The organism is Allopontixanthobacter sp. (assembly GCF_034376665.1).
GTDB lineage: Bacteria > Pseudomonadota > Alphaproteobacteria > Sphingomonadales > Sphingomonadaceae > Allopontixanthobacter.
In genome coordinates this window covers 58,492-73,360 of record NZ_JAXMJI010000067.1, presented here as the reverse complement: position 1 = coordinate 73,360, position 14,869 = coordinate 58,492, and the positions used below count along the sequence as shown (strand labels likewise).

Below are 14,869 nucleotides of genomic sequence, written 5' to 3'. Positions count from 1 at the left end.
TCAACGCACAGCAACTCACTTGGCAAATGCCGCCAGTTGTGGCGGATAGGGCGCTGGGGACAGTTCAAAGGGGATGTTTCAGTGAGAATTCCTGAAAATGGCGGGGTACGCGCCTTGACCGCAACACTGATGGCGGGCTGCTCGCTCGCCGTCGTCACGCCTGCCATGGCGCAGAGAGAAGACCCGGACGACAGCAATGTTATCATCGTCACCGCGCAAAAACGCTCGCAGGATCTGCAGGACGTGCCGGTGGCGATCACCGCGCTGGGCAACGAAACGCTCGACCAGTTGCAGGTGAGTCAGTTGCAGGACGTGGTGAAGTATCTGCCGTCGGTGACCATCCAGAAGACCAAGGAAGGTGTCACGCAGGTCTACTTCCGCGGTGTTTCATCGGGCGAAAATGCCAACCACTCCACCTCTCAGCCGACTGTAGGCATATACCTCGATGAAATGCCGATCACGACCATTCAGGGCGCGCTCGACATTCACGCCTACGACCTTGCCCGGGTCGAAGCATTGGCTGGCCCGCAAGGAACACTTTATGGCGCCAGCTCGATGGCCGGCACGGTCAAGATGGTCACCAATCAACCCGACTATTCGAGCAGCTATGGCGCAGCCGATTTCGAGCTGAACACCATCGCCCACGGCGAATTCGGCGGCATCGCCGAAGGGTTCTACAACGCCAAATTGTCGGACAGCGCTGCGCTGCGCCTGGTCGGCTGGTATCGCAAGGAAGGCGGATATATCGACAATATCCCGGGCAGCCGAACCTACCCGACTTCCGGCATCGTTCAGGACAATGCCGAATTGGTCGAAGAGGATTACAACGACAGCGAAACTTATGGCGCTCGCCTTGCGCTGGGGATCGAGCTCAACGAGAGCTGGACCGTTCGCCCGACGATAATTGCTCAACAGCAGAAGGCCGACGGCAGTGGCCAGCAGGAACGCTCGAGCGCGGTCACCGGCAAGCTGCAGACCGTTCAATATAATCCGGAACGCCGCGATGACAAATGGCTGCAGGCGGCGCTGACTATCGAGGGCAAGATCGGCAGCTGGGACCTGGTGGCAACGGCGGGCAGACTGTGGCGCAAGAACGAGGTTGAATTCGACTATTCGGACTACGCCTATTTCTACGACGCGCTCTATGGCTATGGCGCCTATTTCTATGACAACAACTACGATCTGATCAGCCCGAACCAGTTCATTCAGGGCACCGACCGGTATCGCCGTAATTTCGCCGAAGTGCGCATTTCCAGCCCGCAGGATGCTCCGGTGCGCTTCATCGGCGGCGTGTTTGCACAGCGCCAGCGCCACGGCATCGAGCAGAACTACATCATCGAGGATCTGACCGACCTGTTCACCGTCACCGGCACCGAGAGCAATATCTGGCTCACGCAGCAAGAGCGGACCGACCGCGACTATGCGGCCTTTGGCGAACTGAGCTTTGATGTTACCGACAAGCTGACACTGACTGGCGGCGGGCGGCTCTACCGCTACAAGAACTCGCTGGTCGGGTTCTTTGGTTACAACGCCAATTTTTCCAGCCGAACGGGCGAAGCCGCCTGTTTCGGTCCGGCCGTGGTCGAAGGATCGCCCTGCACCAACCTCGATAAAACGACAGCGGATACTGATGCGATCTTCAAGGCCAATGCGACCTACAAGATCAATCCCGACGTGATGGTCTATGTCACCTGGTCGCAGGGCTTCCGCCCCGGCGGCATCAACCGCCGCGGCACATTGCCGCCGTACGAATCCGACACGCTCGACAATTACGAATTTGGCTGGAAGACGCGGTTTGGTGACGTGACCTTCAACGGCGCGATCTATCAGGAAGACTGGACCAACATCCAGCTGTCGTTCCTGGGCGAAAACGGGCTTTCCGAAGTCCGCAATGCCGGGATTGCCCGCATCCGCGGGATCGAATCCGACCTGACCTATCGTTCGGGCGGGCTCACCCTCACGCTCGCCGGCAGTTATAATGATGCGACAATCCGGCGCGATTTCTGCCGCATTGCCAACCCCGATTTCGATTGCACGTTCGATCCGGGTGACGGGCGCACAAATGCCCTGCTCGCGCCCACTGGATCGCGGCTTCCGATCACCGCCAAGTTCAAGGGCAATGCCATTGCCCGCTATGAATTCCCCGTGGGCGATTGGGAGGGGCATTTCCAAGGCGCGGTTTCGCACATTGGCAGCCGGCGCAGCGACCTGCGGACCTTCGAGAATGACCTCAAGGGCACGTTCGGAGCTTTTACCACGGCAGATCTGAGTTTTGGCGTTAAGAACGACAATCTGCGGTTCGAACTGTTCGCAACCAACGTGTTCGACAGCAACGGCATTCTCGACAGTACGGTCCAGTGCCTCGAAACAACTTGCGGCGACCCTTTTGGGGTGAGCAGCACCGGCGGGGTGTTCTACGATTACCCGATCAGGCCGAGAACTGTGGGCATCAAGGCCGGATTCGACTTCTGAGTTCGTGACGCAAATGTCCAACCACACAGAAAGGCCGGGCCGCAAGCTCGGCCTTTTTGCTGCCATCGCCCTGATCATGGGCAATATGATCGGTTCGGGCGTGTTCCTGCTGCCTGCCAGCCTTGCCCCTTACGGGTGGAATGCGGTGCTCGGCTGGATCATCACTATTGCCGGCACACTGGTGCTGGCCTGGGTGTTCGCCGCGCTGACCCGCGCCCTTCCCGCGGCGCGCGATCCCACAGGTTTCGTGACCGAGGCTTTCGGCGAGTTGCCGGCATTTCTGGTTGCCTGGCTTTATCTTGTGTCGATCTGGAGTGCTGTGGCCTCGATCTCTATGGCAGGAGTAAGCTATCTTTCGTCCTTGCTGCCAGCAATCGGCGCAACCGCCTTCCTGCCGGCACTCTGCGCAATGGTCTTGGTCTGGACCATGACGCTGGTCAACTTGCGGGGCGTGCGCACGGCGGGCAATTTCCAGATGCTCACCCTGGCGCTCAAGCTGTTGCCGCTACTGGGCGTGATCGTGCTGGCGGCGCTGGTGCTGGGCGATGGAAGCGGCGAGATCCGGCCTTTCGAGCCAAGCGAGGTCAACTCCGGCCAATTGAGCAGCGCGGCGGCGCTGACCCTGTTCGCGCTGCTCGGCTTTGAATGCGCCAGCGTGGCGGCCGGGCAGGTCGAAAACCCCACGGTTAACGTCCCGCGGGCGACGCTATGGGGCACGGCGCTGACCGGGCTCATCTATCTGCTGGTCTGCTCGGCCGTGGCGCTGATGCTCCCCGAAGCGGTTGCCTCCGCTTCGCCCGCGCCTCTCGCGACATTTGTCGAAACTTATTGGAACAGCGGCACCGGGCAGGTGGTGAGCGTCTTTGCGATCATCAGCTGCGTCGGTGCGGTCAATGGCTGGGTACTGATGCAGGGCGAATTGCCGCGCAGCATGGCTGAACGCGGCATCCTGCCAGCATGGTTTGCGGCCACCGATGCGCGCGGCGCGCCGGTGCGCGCATTGCTGCTGTCGAGCGCGGTGGCGACGTTCTTTCTTGTCTTCACCGCCAGCCGTTCGATGCAGGGGATCTATGAATTCCTGCTGCTGCTTTCGACCAGCGCGACGCTGTGGCTGTATCTCCTGTGCGCGCTGGCGGCATGGCGGATGAAGGTAGTACGGGGCTTCGCGCTGATCGGGGCCGCCTATGCGCTGTGGACGCTGTGGGGTGCGGGGGTGGAGGCGACCGGATGGAGCCTGGTGCTCGCCGGTGCCGGGGTGCCGCTGTATCTGTGGACCCGCCGCAGCCGGGTGCCAGCTGCCGGATAGATCACAAGTTCAGCCAGTTACGGTGTCGAGCCAGCGCTCCGCCAGCGCTTCCGCCTCTTCAGGCGTAAACGGCGCATCGCCCAGCGATAGTTCGAGCCACAGCCCGTCGATCAGCGCGGTCAGCGCAATCGCGGGCAAGCGCGCATCCTCCAGGTCTGGCCTGTGCTCGGCGATCAGTATTTCCAGTCCGGCGCGAAAATCGCGATAGACCTCGGTCCGAACCTTTGCCACCTGCGGATCGCTGCGCGAAAGGCTCCACAAGGCGATATAGGAAGCGAGCAGCTGCTGATCGGCAATGGGCGGGCGAAAGCTGGCGGTAATATAGGCGAGCAGGCGCGCACGCGGATCAGGCCCGGCGCTCACCACCGCCGCTGCCAGCGCCGCTTCTATATTGCGCCCGGTCATCCGATAGGTTTCGGCGATCGCTTCGGACACACCGGCAAAGTAATGCCGCAGCAAGCCAGGCGAAACCCCGGCTTCGGCACATATCGCCCGCACCGACACGCCCGCCGCGCCTTTCGATGCCAGCACGCGCGCGGTCGCCTCGATCAGGCTCTGTCGCCGTTCATCGGGATCGGCGCGCGTAAATGCGGGTTGATGGTTCGTCTGCATCTTGTTATACGATCGTATAGCAAGGAAGGGCTCATGGCAACACAGGTCAGCGAAGCATCGCAGCAGGACGCGCTTGCAGGCTGGAGCCTGCCGGCATGGACCTATCGCGATCCGGAGTTCTTCGCATTGGAACTCGATCGGGTTTTTCGGCCGAGCTGGCAGGTTGTCTGCCACGAGAGCGATGTTCCCGCGGCTGGCGATTGGCACACGCTCGATTACTGCGGTGAAAGCGTGATTGCGGTGCGCGGCAACGATAGCCAGCTTCGCGCTTTCACCAATGTCTGCCGCCATCGCGGATCGCGGATTGTCGACGGATCGCAAGGCTGCGCGAAGAAGCTGGTCTGCCCCTATCACGCCTGGACCTACGAGCTTGACGGGCGGCTCTCGGGCGTACCCGACAGCGCCAGCTACCCCACACTCGATCGCGCCAAGGCAGGCCTCGCGCCGGTCGAGATGGAGGTCTGGCGCGGCTTTGTGTTCGTCCGACTCGAAAACGATGGCGGGCCTTCGGTGGCCGAAATGATGGCGCCTTACGAGGCTATGGTCGCGCCCTATCGCTTCGGCGAACTCAAGGCGCTCGGCCGCGTCACGCTGCGCCCGCGCGAGGTAAACTGGAAGAACGTGGGCGACAATTATTCCGACGGGCTGCACATTCCGGTCGCCCACCCCGGTCTCACGCGGCTGTTCGGCAAGAGCTATGGCATCGAGGCGCAGCGCCATGTCGACCGGATGTGGGGCGACATGATCGACCGCGACAGTACCAACTGGTCCGAACGCATGTATCAACGCCTGCTGCCCCCGGCGGAGCACCTGCCGCCTGAACGGCAGCGCCATTGGCTCTATTTCAAGCTGTGGCCCAACGTCGCCTTCGACATCTTTCCCGATCAGGTCGATTTCATGCAGTGGCTGCCCGTCAGCCCCACGACCAGCCTGATCCGCGAGATTTCCTACGTCCTCCCGGATGACCGCCGGGAAATGCGCGCGGCGCGCTATCTCAACTGGCGGATCAACCGGCAGGTCAATGCCGAGGACACAGCGCTGATCAACCGTGTGCAGCAGGGTATGGAATCGCGCAGTTTCAGCATGGGACCACTGAGCGAGAAAGAGGTCTGCCTGCGCCATTTCTGCGCCCGCATCCGCGAATTGATCCCCGAAGCGCGGCTCGAGCAACAACCAGCCCACGGATGGAGCCGCACATGAGCAGCCAATACGATGCCGTAATCATCGGCGGCGGCCACAACGGCCTCGTCTGTGCCTTCTATCTCGCGCGTGCGGGCCTCAAGGTGCGCATTCTCGAACGCCGGGATGTGGTGGGCGGCGCGGCAGTGACCGAAGAGTTTCATCCGGGCTTTCGCAATTCGGTGGCGAGCTATACCGTCAGCCTGCTCCAGCCCAAGGTGATCGCCGACATGAAGCTGGCCGATCACGGTTACCGCGTGATCGAACGGCCGATCTCGAATTTCCTGCCGCAGGAGGATGGCGGTTATTTGAAGCTGGGCGGCGGTCTCGAACGCACGCAGGAGGAATTCCGCAAGTTCTCAGCGCACGATGCCGCAGTGCTCCCCCAATATTACGACGCATTGGAAGGCGTGGCCGAAGTGCTGCGCAGCCTCGCGCTCAAATCGCCTCCCAACGTGGGTGAAGGGCTGCGCACGCTCATGGCCGGGGCTTCGCAGGGCTGGGGCCTGTCGCGGCTGGGGCTCGAGGCCAAGCGCGACGTGCTCGACCTTTTCACCAAATCGGCGCGCAGCTTCCTCGACAGCTGGTTCGAAAGCGAGGCGGTCAAGGCTGCTTTCGGTTTCGATGCGGTGGTGGGCAACTACGCCTCGCCCGATACGCCGGGCAGCGCCTATGTGCTGCTGCACCACGTCTTCGGCGAGGTGAACGGCAAGAAGGGCGCATGGGGTCACTGCGTGGGCGGCATGGGCACGATTACCCAGATCATGGCCGGGGTGTGCCATGATGCGGGCGTCGAAATCAGCCTTGATGCGCCGGTGGCAGAGGTCTTGATCGATGGCGACAAGGCGGTCGGCGTCAGGCTCGAAAGCGGCGAGGAGATTGCTGCTAGCCGAGTGATCGCCAATGTCGGACCCAAGCTGCTCTACGGCAAAATGGTGCCCGAAAGCGCGCAGCCGGAGGATTTCCGCCGCCGGATGCGCGGCTTCAAGGCAGGCGGAGGGACTTTCCGCATGAATGTCGCGCTTTCCGAACTGCCGCGCTTCACCTGCCTGCCCGAACCTGGCGAGCACCACCGTTCGGGCATCATTCTCGCGCCCACGCTCGATTACATGGACCGCGCCTTCCTCGATGCCAAACAGTTCGGCTGGTCGAAGTCGCCGATTGTCGAGATGCTGATTCCCTCGACGGTCGATGACAGCCTCGCCCCGCCGGGGCAGCATGTCGCCAGCCTGTTCTGTCAGCAGTTCGCGCCCGAGCTTCCTGATGGTCGGTGCTGGGACGCGGAAGAAGACGCTGCGGCGGACACCATCATCGACACGGTCGAGCTCCATGCGCCCGGTTTCCGCGCCTCGATCCTTGGGCGGCAGGTGCTCAGCCCTAAGGGTCTTTACGACAAGTTCGGCCTCGTCGGCGGTGACATCATGCACGGTCACATGAGCCTCGATCAGCTGTGGTCGGCGCGCCCGGTGCTGGGCCACGGCGCCTATCGCGGGCCGGTGAAGGGGCTCTACATGTGCGGGGCGGGCACGCATCCGGGCGGCGGCGTGACCGGCGCACCGGGGCACAATTGCGCCGCCGAAGTGCTGGCCGATCGCGGGCGCTGGGGCCGATTCCGGACCGGGGGCTGAAAGGCACACAAAACCGAATTACGGCGTCATAGGCATCGGCGATGTCCGCAATGGGCAGGATTGTCGTGGAAAGCGCAAAAATGAGCCGTCCGGAATAACTTCGAGGCGTTACTCACATCGAAGACTTGCTCCTGCAATGGGGATTAGACTGGCGATTGAGGCCCGTGGAGCCTATCAGAGCGGCAGGCCGACGTAATTTTCGGCAATTGCGGTTTGCATGGCGGTGCTGCTGGCGATGTAATCGAGTTCGGACAGCTGCATGCGCCTCTCGAACTCACCATCCTGCGGGAAGCGGTGCATCAATTTTGTCAGATACCAGCTGAAACGCTCGGACTTCCACACCCGCGCGGATGCCTTGTCGCTGTAGCCGACCAGGCCTGTTTCATCGCCGCGCGTGAAATGATCGATCAATGCGCGCGAGAGATAGGCGACGTCGGAAGTGGCGAGGTTGAGCCCTTTGGCACCCGTTGGCGGAACGATATGCGCGGCGTCGCCGGCCAGGAACAATCGGCCATGCTGCATCGGCTCGAACACGAAGGAGCGCAGCGGCGCGATCGATTTTTCGAGCGCCGGGCCGCGAGTGATGTCTGCACCCTTGGGGCCGAGCCTGATCGCCAGTTCGTCCCATAGCCGGTCATCGGGCCAGTCCTCGATCTTCTGGTCGAGTGGCACGTCGATGTAATAGCGGCTGCGCGTGCGCGAACGCATTGAGGCAAGCGCAAAGCCGCGTTCATGGCTGGCGTAGATCAGCTCGTCGTTGCACGGGGGAACATCGGCAAGGATGCCGAGCCAGCCGAACGGATAAACGAGTTCATGAGGGCGAGCGACGCTGGCGGGGATGGCCTGCCGCGAAGGGCCATGGAACCCGTCACAGCCGCAAATGAATTTGGCCGAGACTTGGTGGGCCTTCCCGTCCTTGACATAGCTGACCGAAGGTTCGTCGCTATCGATGCCATGCAGCGTGACGTCCTCGGCCTCATAGACGATCTCGAGCCCGCGCTCGGGTGCCGCATCCATCAGGTCACGGGTGATTTCGGTCTGGCCGTAAACCATCACATGTCCGCCGGTCAGCCCGGCAATATCGATGCGGATCAACCGGTCGCTATCGGCGAGGTTGAAGCCATCGTGCGGCAGCCCCTCCGCCTTCATTCGCGCATCCAGGCCGAGCTGCGCCATCAGATCAGTGCAGACAGTTTCCAATACACCGGCGCGAATGCGGCTGAGCACATACTCGCCCGATACACGCTCGATGACGATGCAGGATATACCGGCCGCGCGCAGCAAATGCCCCAGCAGCAATCCCGCGGGGCCTGCCCCGATAATGACAACGTCCTTGCGCATGTTCATAACTGTCCTTCAAGCTGGTGGAGCACCCTGTAACAGGGCAGGACATCGGCAACGCTCGATAGCGGCGCGCGCCCTTCACGGATTGCCGCGATGAATTCGCGGTCCTGCAATTCGATGCCGTTCATCGACACGGCGACCTGCGAAACATCGACAGGTTCTTCCCGCCCGGTCACGAGATCGTCGTAGCGTGCGATATAGGTGCCGGTGTCGCCGATATAGCGGAAGAAAGTGCCCAGCGGCCCGTCGTTGTTGAAGGACAGCGACAGCGTGCAAATCGCGCCGCTTTCGCTCTGGAGCTGGATCGACATATCCATCGCAATACCCAGCTCAGGGTGGAGCGGCCCGGCGACGGCGTTGGCCTTGACGATTGGCCCTGCCTGCCAGGCAAACAGATCGACAGTATGCGCCGCATGGTGCCACAGCAGATGATCGGTCCACGAGCGGGCTTCGCCCTTGGCATTCATGTTCTGGCGGCGGAAGAAGTAAGTCTGCACGTCCATCTGCTGGATCGCCAGCTCGCCCGCCGCGATCCGTCGGTGGATCCATTGATGCGACGGGTTGAAGCGCCGCGTGTGCCCGACCATGCAGGTGAGGCCGGTTGCCTCGGCCTTGGCCAGCACTGCCTCTGCATCCGAAAGACTGTCCGCCAGAGGGATCTCGATCTGGACATGTTTGCCCGCGTCCATGCAGGCGATGGCTTGCTGCGCATGCAATTGCGTAGGGGTACACAGGATCACCGCATCAACGTCGTCGCGTGCGAGCGCTTCGTCGAGCGTGGCGGTGACATGCGGTACGCCGAACTTCGCGGCGACGGCCTGCGCCTGTTCGATCCGGCGGCTGGTCAGCGCGGTGACGCTGACGCCATCGATGTTGGCGAGGCCTTCGAGGTGCTTTTCACCGAAGGCGCCGGTCCCGGCGATGGCAATTCTCATGATACAGGCTCCAGAACGATGTGGCCGACCGCGGTGTTCGAGGCAGGCACGTGGTAATGACGGTGCAGGCAGCGGGTGGTGCGGCCTAGTGCGCCGCGCATGATCAACCACATCACCATTTCGATGCCTTCGCTGCCCGTTTCGCGCAGATATTCGATATGCGGAATATGCCGCAGGGCATCGCTCTCGCCGATCAACTGGTCGAGAAACCTGTTGTCCCACTCGCGGTTGATCAGCCCGGCGCGCGGGCCTTGCAGCTGATGACTCATCCCCCCCGTGCCCCATACCTGCACGTTGAGATCATCGGGGAACCCTGCCACTGCGCGCGCAATTGCCTCGCCCAGCGCCCAGCAGCGATTGCCCGATGGCGGCGGATAGGTGACCACATTGACCGCGAGCGGGATCACCCGGCAGGGCCAGGCTTGCGGCTGCCCGAACATCAGCGACAGCGGCACGGTAAGCCCGTGATCGACATCCATCCGGTTGATGATGGTCATGTCGAATTCGTCGAGGATCAGGCTCTGCGCCAGATGCCAGGCGAGATCGGGGTGTCCCTCCACCACGGGTACCGGGCGCGGACCCCAACCTTCGTCGGCGGGCTGAAAATTCTCGGCACAGCCCAGCGCAAAGGTGGGGATCAGGTTCATGTCGAAGGCCGATGCGTGATCGTTATAGACCAGGATTACGACATCGGGCGGGTTCTGCCCGATCCATTGCTTGGTCCATTCATATCCGGCGAAAGCAGGGCGCCAGTAATCCTCCCCCGTCTTGCCCAGATCGATCGCTGCGCCCAGCGCGGGGATATGGCTGGTGGCGATACCGGCGGTGATCCTGGCCATCTCAGTTCCCCTCACGAATGGAGCGCACGCCGTCGGGCGAGCGACCCCCGGCGATCATCATCTGCTGATAATCCTCCACGCTCATCCCGGTCATGGTGCTGACCGCCTGGACGAAGCTGAGCCCGTCAGTGGAAAAGACCTTGGCAAGGAAATAGATGTTCCCGCCAAGATCGAGCAGGCTGTTGTAGTCCCGGTCCAGAACGGCCTGTTTCTGCTCTTCGGTCATCGGCCATCCATCCAGATAGGCGCGTTCATCCGCCTTCCAGCGGACGCGGTTTTCCGGCTTCATCAGGCTCATCGCGAACTGGTTGAGCCAATAGCCCTTCCGCGCCCGTTGAGCGGTGAACACCCGCGTGCCCGGAATATCGTCGAACTCGGCGAGATAGGTATGGATGTCCTTTGGGCCGGTCATTTCGCCACCTCCGCTGTTTCCGACTGCTTATCCTGCGCCTTGATGGCGCGGGCGATTATCTGGCGGGCACGCGTGCCCCCTTCGTCGATTTTGTAAGCGGCAAGTTTCATCTGGGGGTTCGCTTCGATGGAGCGCTGCTGGGCCTCCAGAACTTCCTTGTCCTGCAGGAACACACCGCCCTGCTGCTGGCGAAAACGGGCCGTGAAGCCTTCGTCATCGATGTCGAAATTGCGCGCCATGCCCCAGAAGTAGTGATGGCTGGTCTCACTTTGCGGGGTCATCACGTCGATCACGAAGCCGCGGACCCCCTGATCGTGCCGTTCGACCGTCGCGCCGGCACCCACTGGCGCTACGCCCACATCGATGATCACCGCGCAAGGCAGCATGAACTGGCAGATCTGCCAGCGATCGACCTGGCCTTGCTGGCGCAACGCTCCCGCCCAGAATGGCGGTGCGTCGACCCCGGGCATCCAGCGCCTGACGAAAACCTGGTCGCCTTCCACATGGGTCTCGATCGGAGCGTGCATGATTTCGGGCTGGCCGATCGAACCGGTGTGGACATAGGTTTCGTGGGTCAGGTCCATCAGATTGTCGATCGCCAGCCGGTAATCCGACGCGATTTCGAAATAGCCGCCATCAAACCGCCAGCCCGCCGCAGAACAGGGCCAAAGATCGGGGATCAGCGCCGGATCCGCTTTCGCTTTTTCACCGACCCACACCCAGACGAAGCGGTGCCGTTCGTGCACGATAAAGGTTTCCGCGCAGACGTTCCGATTTACCGGATCGGAACTGACCGGCATTTCCTCGGCAATTCCGTCCTGACCCAGCTTGAGCCCATGATAGCGGCACCGGATCGAATCCCCCTCGCGCAGCCCCATGGAAAGCGGCAACAGGCGGTGCGGGCAGGCATCGCGCATGGCCACGACGCCCCGGTCCAGTTTGCGATAGAACATCATCGGCACGCCGCAGATCGTGCGGGCGAGGGGCTGGCTATCCACTTCACGGTCCCATGCCGCGACATACCAGGCATTGGCCAGCCAAGTGCTCATAACCCGCGCCCCTTCAGCTGTGCGTCAAGCCGGGGAAACACGCGTCTGGCGTTGCCTTCGTAGATTGCGTGGCGCTGCTCGGCGGTAATGTCGAGCGCATCGACATAGCGTTTGGTGTCGTCGAAATAATGCCCGGTCTGCGGGTCGATGCCGCGTACCGCGCCCACCATTTCGCTGCCGAACAGGATGTTCTTCGTCTCGATCACATCGGCCAGCAAATCCACGCCGGGCTGGTGATAGACGCAGGTGTCGAAGAATACATTGTTCATGACATGCCCCGCCAGATCGGGCTTCTTCAGCATATCGGCCAGCCCGCGATAACGCCCCCAGTGGTAGGGAACCGCGCCTCCGCCGTGCGGGATGATGAAGCGCAGCGACGGAAAATCGGCGAACAGATCGCCCTCGATCAGCTGCATGAAGGCAATGGTATCGGCTGCGATATAGAATGCGCCGGTGGCATGCAGGCCGGGGTTGCAGCTGCCGGAAACGTGGATCATTGCCGGCACGTCCAGCTCGACCATCTTTTCATAGATCGGGTACCAGTAACGATCGGTCAGTGGCGGCAGCGTGAAGTGCCCGCCGCCCGGATCGGGGTTGAGATTGCAGCCGATAAAGCCAAGCTGCGTCACGCAGCGCTCAAGTTCGGCAACCGACGCGGACAGGTCGGCCTCGGGCGATTGCGGCAGCATACAGACGCCGGTGAAGGTTTCGGGAAACAACTGCGTGACGCGGTGGATGAGGTTGTTGCAATGCTGCGCCCATGCGGTGCTCACCGCCTGATCGCCGACATGATGCGCCATGGCCGAGGCGCGCGGCGAGAAAATCGTCAGATCGGCGCCGCGTTCGCGGACCAGGCGGAGCTGATTTTCCTCGATCGTGCGGCGAATTTCGTCATCGGAAATTGCCGGATAGGGCGGGGCTTCGCGCCCGTCCCGGAAGGCCGCTTTCTGCGCCTCACGCCATAGATTATGCGCTTCAGGCGCGGTCGTGTAATGGCCGTGGCAGTCGATGATCAGCGTCACCGGGCCAACTCCCTCTGGCGAATGATTGTGCCGTGGGTCATCAGCGGTTCGACGCCCAGTGATTCGAGTGTCTTTGCGACTTCCTCCATTTCGTCGGCCCGGCGCTGGCCGTGCATGGTCATCCGTTCGAGATTATATTCGGCCTTGCAGGCCCAATCTTCCCCCAGCGAAGCCAGCACTTCGTCGGCGACCCCGGCATGCCGGGCGGCCAGCACCATTTCAGCGGTCAGCGCCTCGATACCCTTGACCATGACAGAACGCAGCATCTTGATGGTCGATGCCCGGCCCACTTCGCCGCCGACAATTCGGAGACTGGAAAACCCGAAATCAGCCAGCGCCGTTTCGGCATCGGCTGCATCTGTGCCGGATAGCAGCACCGGAACCGACAGCGCGGCGGGCTGAACCGGCGCCATGATGGCGGCGTCAACGTACCGCCCGCCAGCAGCCTCGATCACGTTGGCAGCGCGGCACTTGGTTTCAGGGGCAACCGAATTCATGTCGATCCACAGCGCGCCGGGCGCCAGGAAGGGCGCATCATCGATTGCCGCCTGCAGCGCGCTTGATGCGGTGACCAGGCTGAGCACCACCTGCGCGCCTGCCAGCGCATCTTTGGCATCGGAGCAGGGTTCAACCCCGGCCTTTGTAATGGTTTCGAGCATGGCCTCGCGAGCCGCAGGATCGTCCGTCTTCCGGTCAAAGGCGCGACCGGCGCAGTACATGGCACCGGCAAAAGTTGCGCCGGCTTCCCCGAATCCGATCATCGACCATGTTCGCATCATGGCCAAAGGGCTAATCCTCCGGCGGCGGGGCGGCCAATCGGAAGCCCGATCATGCTATAAGCTGATCCTAATTCATGATCCACCCGCATGGATATCGAGAAGTTCCATGAAGCTTGCCTGGCGCGCAGTCGGACGCCAATTCGCACGCGTCGTCAGGCCGATCCTGCGCACCAGCCCTGGCGGTGCATCGCATATCCGGCGCAGCCATCCTGCCTCAAGCTCGACCGCGACCTGATCGGGCGAGAGCAGCGTCAGGAAGTCGCTGTCCATAAGTATCTGCCGGATGGTTATTACCGATCCGCATTCGATGGGCACGCGCGGCGCAGCAATGCCCGCTTCGCAGAATATGCGTTCCCATTGCCCGCGCAGCGGGGTGCCGGGTGAGGGCACAATCCAGGGATATTGAGCGAGCCTGCGCACGTCGCTGCCCTGCATCGGGTGACCATGGCGGGCGAGCACCACTGGCCGGTCTTCGAACAGCACCGTTTGGTCGAGGTCGGGACCAGGCGCGGGATCCCGCACGGCCCCGATAATGAGGTCAAGCGCGCCATCGCGCAGCGGTTCGACCAGCTCGTGGAATGCCCCTTCGACGATGCTGATATGCACATCGGGATAGAGGCGGTGAAATGCGCTGACCGCTGCGGGCAACAGCCGCGCCCGGGATAGCGGCATCGCGCCGATGGCTAAGCGCCCTGTCTCACGCCCTTGCAGGGCATGGAGCTCGCTGATCGCCGCCGTCAGTTCGGCAAGCGCCAACCGGAAGCGCCGGGCCAGATTCCGTCCGGCGTCTGTCAGCGCAATGCCTTTGCCCCGGCGCGTGACCAGTTCCCGCCGCAAGGCCAGCGAGAGGTCACCCACGGCGCGGTGCAGCGATGGTTGCGACAGGGCCGTGGCGGCGCTGGCACCGGCATAGCTGCCCGCATCGGCCAGGGCGACCAGGGCGCGCAGCTGCGCCATCGTCACTCTGCTGCTGGCAATATGGTTCAGTGCCGCTTCTGCGCGCGATACCAGCAGTTCGGCCGCCGGGGTTGGCGACATGCCGTCTGCGCGCCGCACAAACAGCGGCTGGCCGATCCCGCTTTCCAGCTTGGCCAAAGCCTGTGTTATGGCTGGCTGGGTCAGATTTACGGCTGTCGCTGCACCCGAAATGCTCCCACAGCGACTGATCTCGACGATTGCGCGCAAGTGACGAAGGTTGAGTGCAAACACATCCATGTCGCGTGACTTAGCACAAACTTATGGGCAGGTGACAGTTCCGAATTGCGTGACGGCCCGCATCGGGCCATGTCTGC

Annotated in this window: 13 protein-coding genes; 4 read left to right on the top strand and 9 right to left on the bottom strand. The window is 62.4% G+C overall.

What is annotated here, in order from left to right; all coding sequences use genetic code 11:
- The first annotated feature begins 81 nt into the window (after window positions 1-81).
- Both U0988_RS07330 and U0988_RS07325 read left to right on the top strand, forming a co-directional pair.
- Window positions 82-2,472 (top strand): TonB-dependent receptor, encoded by a 2,391-nt coding sequence (locus U0988_RS07330; RefSeq protein ID WP_322291970.1) that lies wholly within the window; start codon window positions 82-84, stop codon window positions 2,470-2,472.
- 13 nt (window positions 2,473-2,485) lie between these two features.
- Window positions 2,486-3,778: an APC family permease gene (locus U0988_RS07325; RefSeq protein WP_322291969.1), complete on the top strand. Its 1,293-nt coding sequence runs from the start codon at window positions 2,486-2,488 to the stop codon at window positions 3,776-3,778.
- 9 nt (window positions 3,779-3,787) lie between these two features.
- Here U0988_RS07325 and U0988_RS07320 read toward each other — a convergent pair whose 3' ends face one another.
- Window positions 3,788-4,390 (bottom strand): TetR family transcriptional regulator C-terminal domain-containing protein, encoded by a 603-nt coding sequence (locus tag U0988_RS07320; protein ID WP_322291968.1) that lies wholly within the window; start codon window positions 4,388-4,390, stop codon window positions 3,788-3,790.
- A gap of 33 nt (window positions 4,391-4,423) precedes the next feature.
- Between U0988_RS07320 and U0988_RS07315 the strand changes: the two genes are divergently transcribed.
- Together U0988_RS07315 and U0988_RS07310 are read left to right on the top strand one after the other, a co-directional pair.
- Window positions 4,424-5,590, top strand: coding sequence for an aromatic ring-hydroxylating dioxygenase subunit alpha (locus tag U0988_RS07315; protein ID WP_322291967.1), 1,167 nt, complete (start codon window positions 4,424-4,426; stop codon window positions 5,588-5,590).
- Window positions 5,587-7,197, top strand: a complete 1,611-nt coding sequence (locus U0988_RS07310) for an NAD(P)/FAD-dependent oxidoreductase (RefSeq protein ID WP_322291966.1) — start codon at window positions 5,587-5,589, stop codon at window positions 7,195-7,197. The genes U0988_RS07315 and U0988_RS07310 overlap by 4 nt, the downstream gene beginning before the upstream one ends.
- Window positions 7,198-7,371: 174 nt before the next feature.
- On the opposite strand, the gene pobA is transcribed toward U0988_RS07310, so the two are convergent.
- From pobA to U0988_RS07270, 8 genes are all read right to left on the bottom strand, one after another.
- Window positions 7,372-8,538 carry a 4-hydroxybenzoate 3-monooxygenase gene (gene pobA / locus U0988_RS07305; RefSeq protein ID WP_322291965.1) on the bottom strand — a complete coding sequence of 389 codons (1,167 nt, stop codon included), beginning with the start codon at window positions 8,536-8,538 and terminating at the stop codon, window positions 7,372-7,374.
- 2 nt (window positions 8,539-8,540) lie between these two features.
- The gene (locus U0988_RS07300) at window positions 8,541-9,476 is read right to left on the bottom strand and encodes a Gfo/Idh/MocA family oxidoreductase (RefSeq protein WP_322291964.1); all 936 of its coding nucleotides are present in this window, start codon (window positions 9,474-9,476) and stop codon (window positions 8,541-8,543) included.
- Window positions 9,473-10,315 carry a class III extradiol dioxygenase subunit beta gene (locus U0988_RS07295; RefSeq protein ID WP_322291963.1) on the bottom strand — a complete coding sequence of 281 codons (843 nt, stop codon included), beginning with the start codon at window positions 10,313-10,315 and terminating at the stop codon, window positions 9,473-9,475. Before U0988_RS07295 ends, U0988_RS07300 begins: the two co-directional genes overlap by 4 nt.
- A 1-nt stretch (window position 10,316) precedes the next feature.
- Entirely contained in the window at window positions 10,317-10,727 is a 411-nt protein-coding gene (ligA, locus tag U0988_RS07290) for a protocatechuate 4,5-dioxygenase subunit alpha (protein ID WP_322291962.1), read from the bottom strand.
- Window positions 10,724-11,776 (bottom strand): aromatic ring-hydroxylating dioxygenase subunit alpha, encoded by a 1,053-nt coding sequence (locus U0988_RS07285; protein ID WP_322291961.1) that lies wholly within the window; start codon window positions 11,774-11,776, stop codon window positions 10,724-10,726. Before U0988_RS07285 ends, ligA begins: the two co-directional genes overlap by 4 nt.
- On the bottom strand, window positions 11,773-12,798 hold the full coding sequence (locus U0988_RS07280; protein WP_322291960.1) for an amidohydrolase family protein: 1,026 nt from the start codon (window positions 12,796-12,798) through the stop codon (window positions 11,773-11,775). The genes U0988_RS07285 and U0988_RS07280 overlap by 4 nt, the downstream gene beginning before the upstream one ends.
- A complete protein-coding gene (locus U0988_RS07275; RefSeq protein ID WP_322291959.1) occupies window positions 12,795-13,577 on the bottom strand; it encodes an NAD(P)-dependent oxidoreductase in 783 nt (260 codons plus the stop codon). Before U0988_RS07275 ends, U0988_RS07280 begins: the two co-directional genes overlap by 4 nt.
- 72 nt (window positions 13,578-13,649) lie before the next feature.
- Window positions 13,650-14,792, bottom strand: coding sequence for a LysR substrate-binding domain-containing protein (locus U0988_RS07270; RefSeq protein WP_322291958.1), 1,143 nt, complete (start codon window positions 14,790-14,792; stop codon window positions 13,650-13,652).
- Window positions 14,793-14,869: the final 77 nt, after the last annotated feature.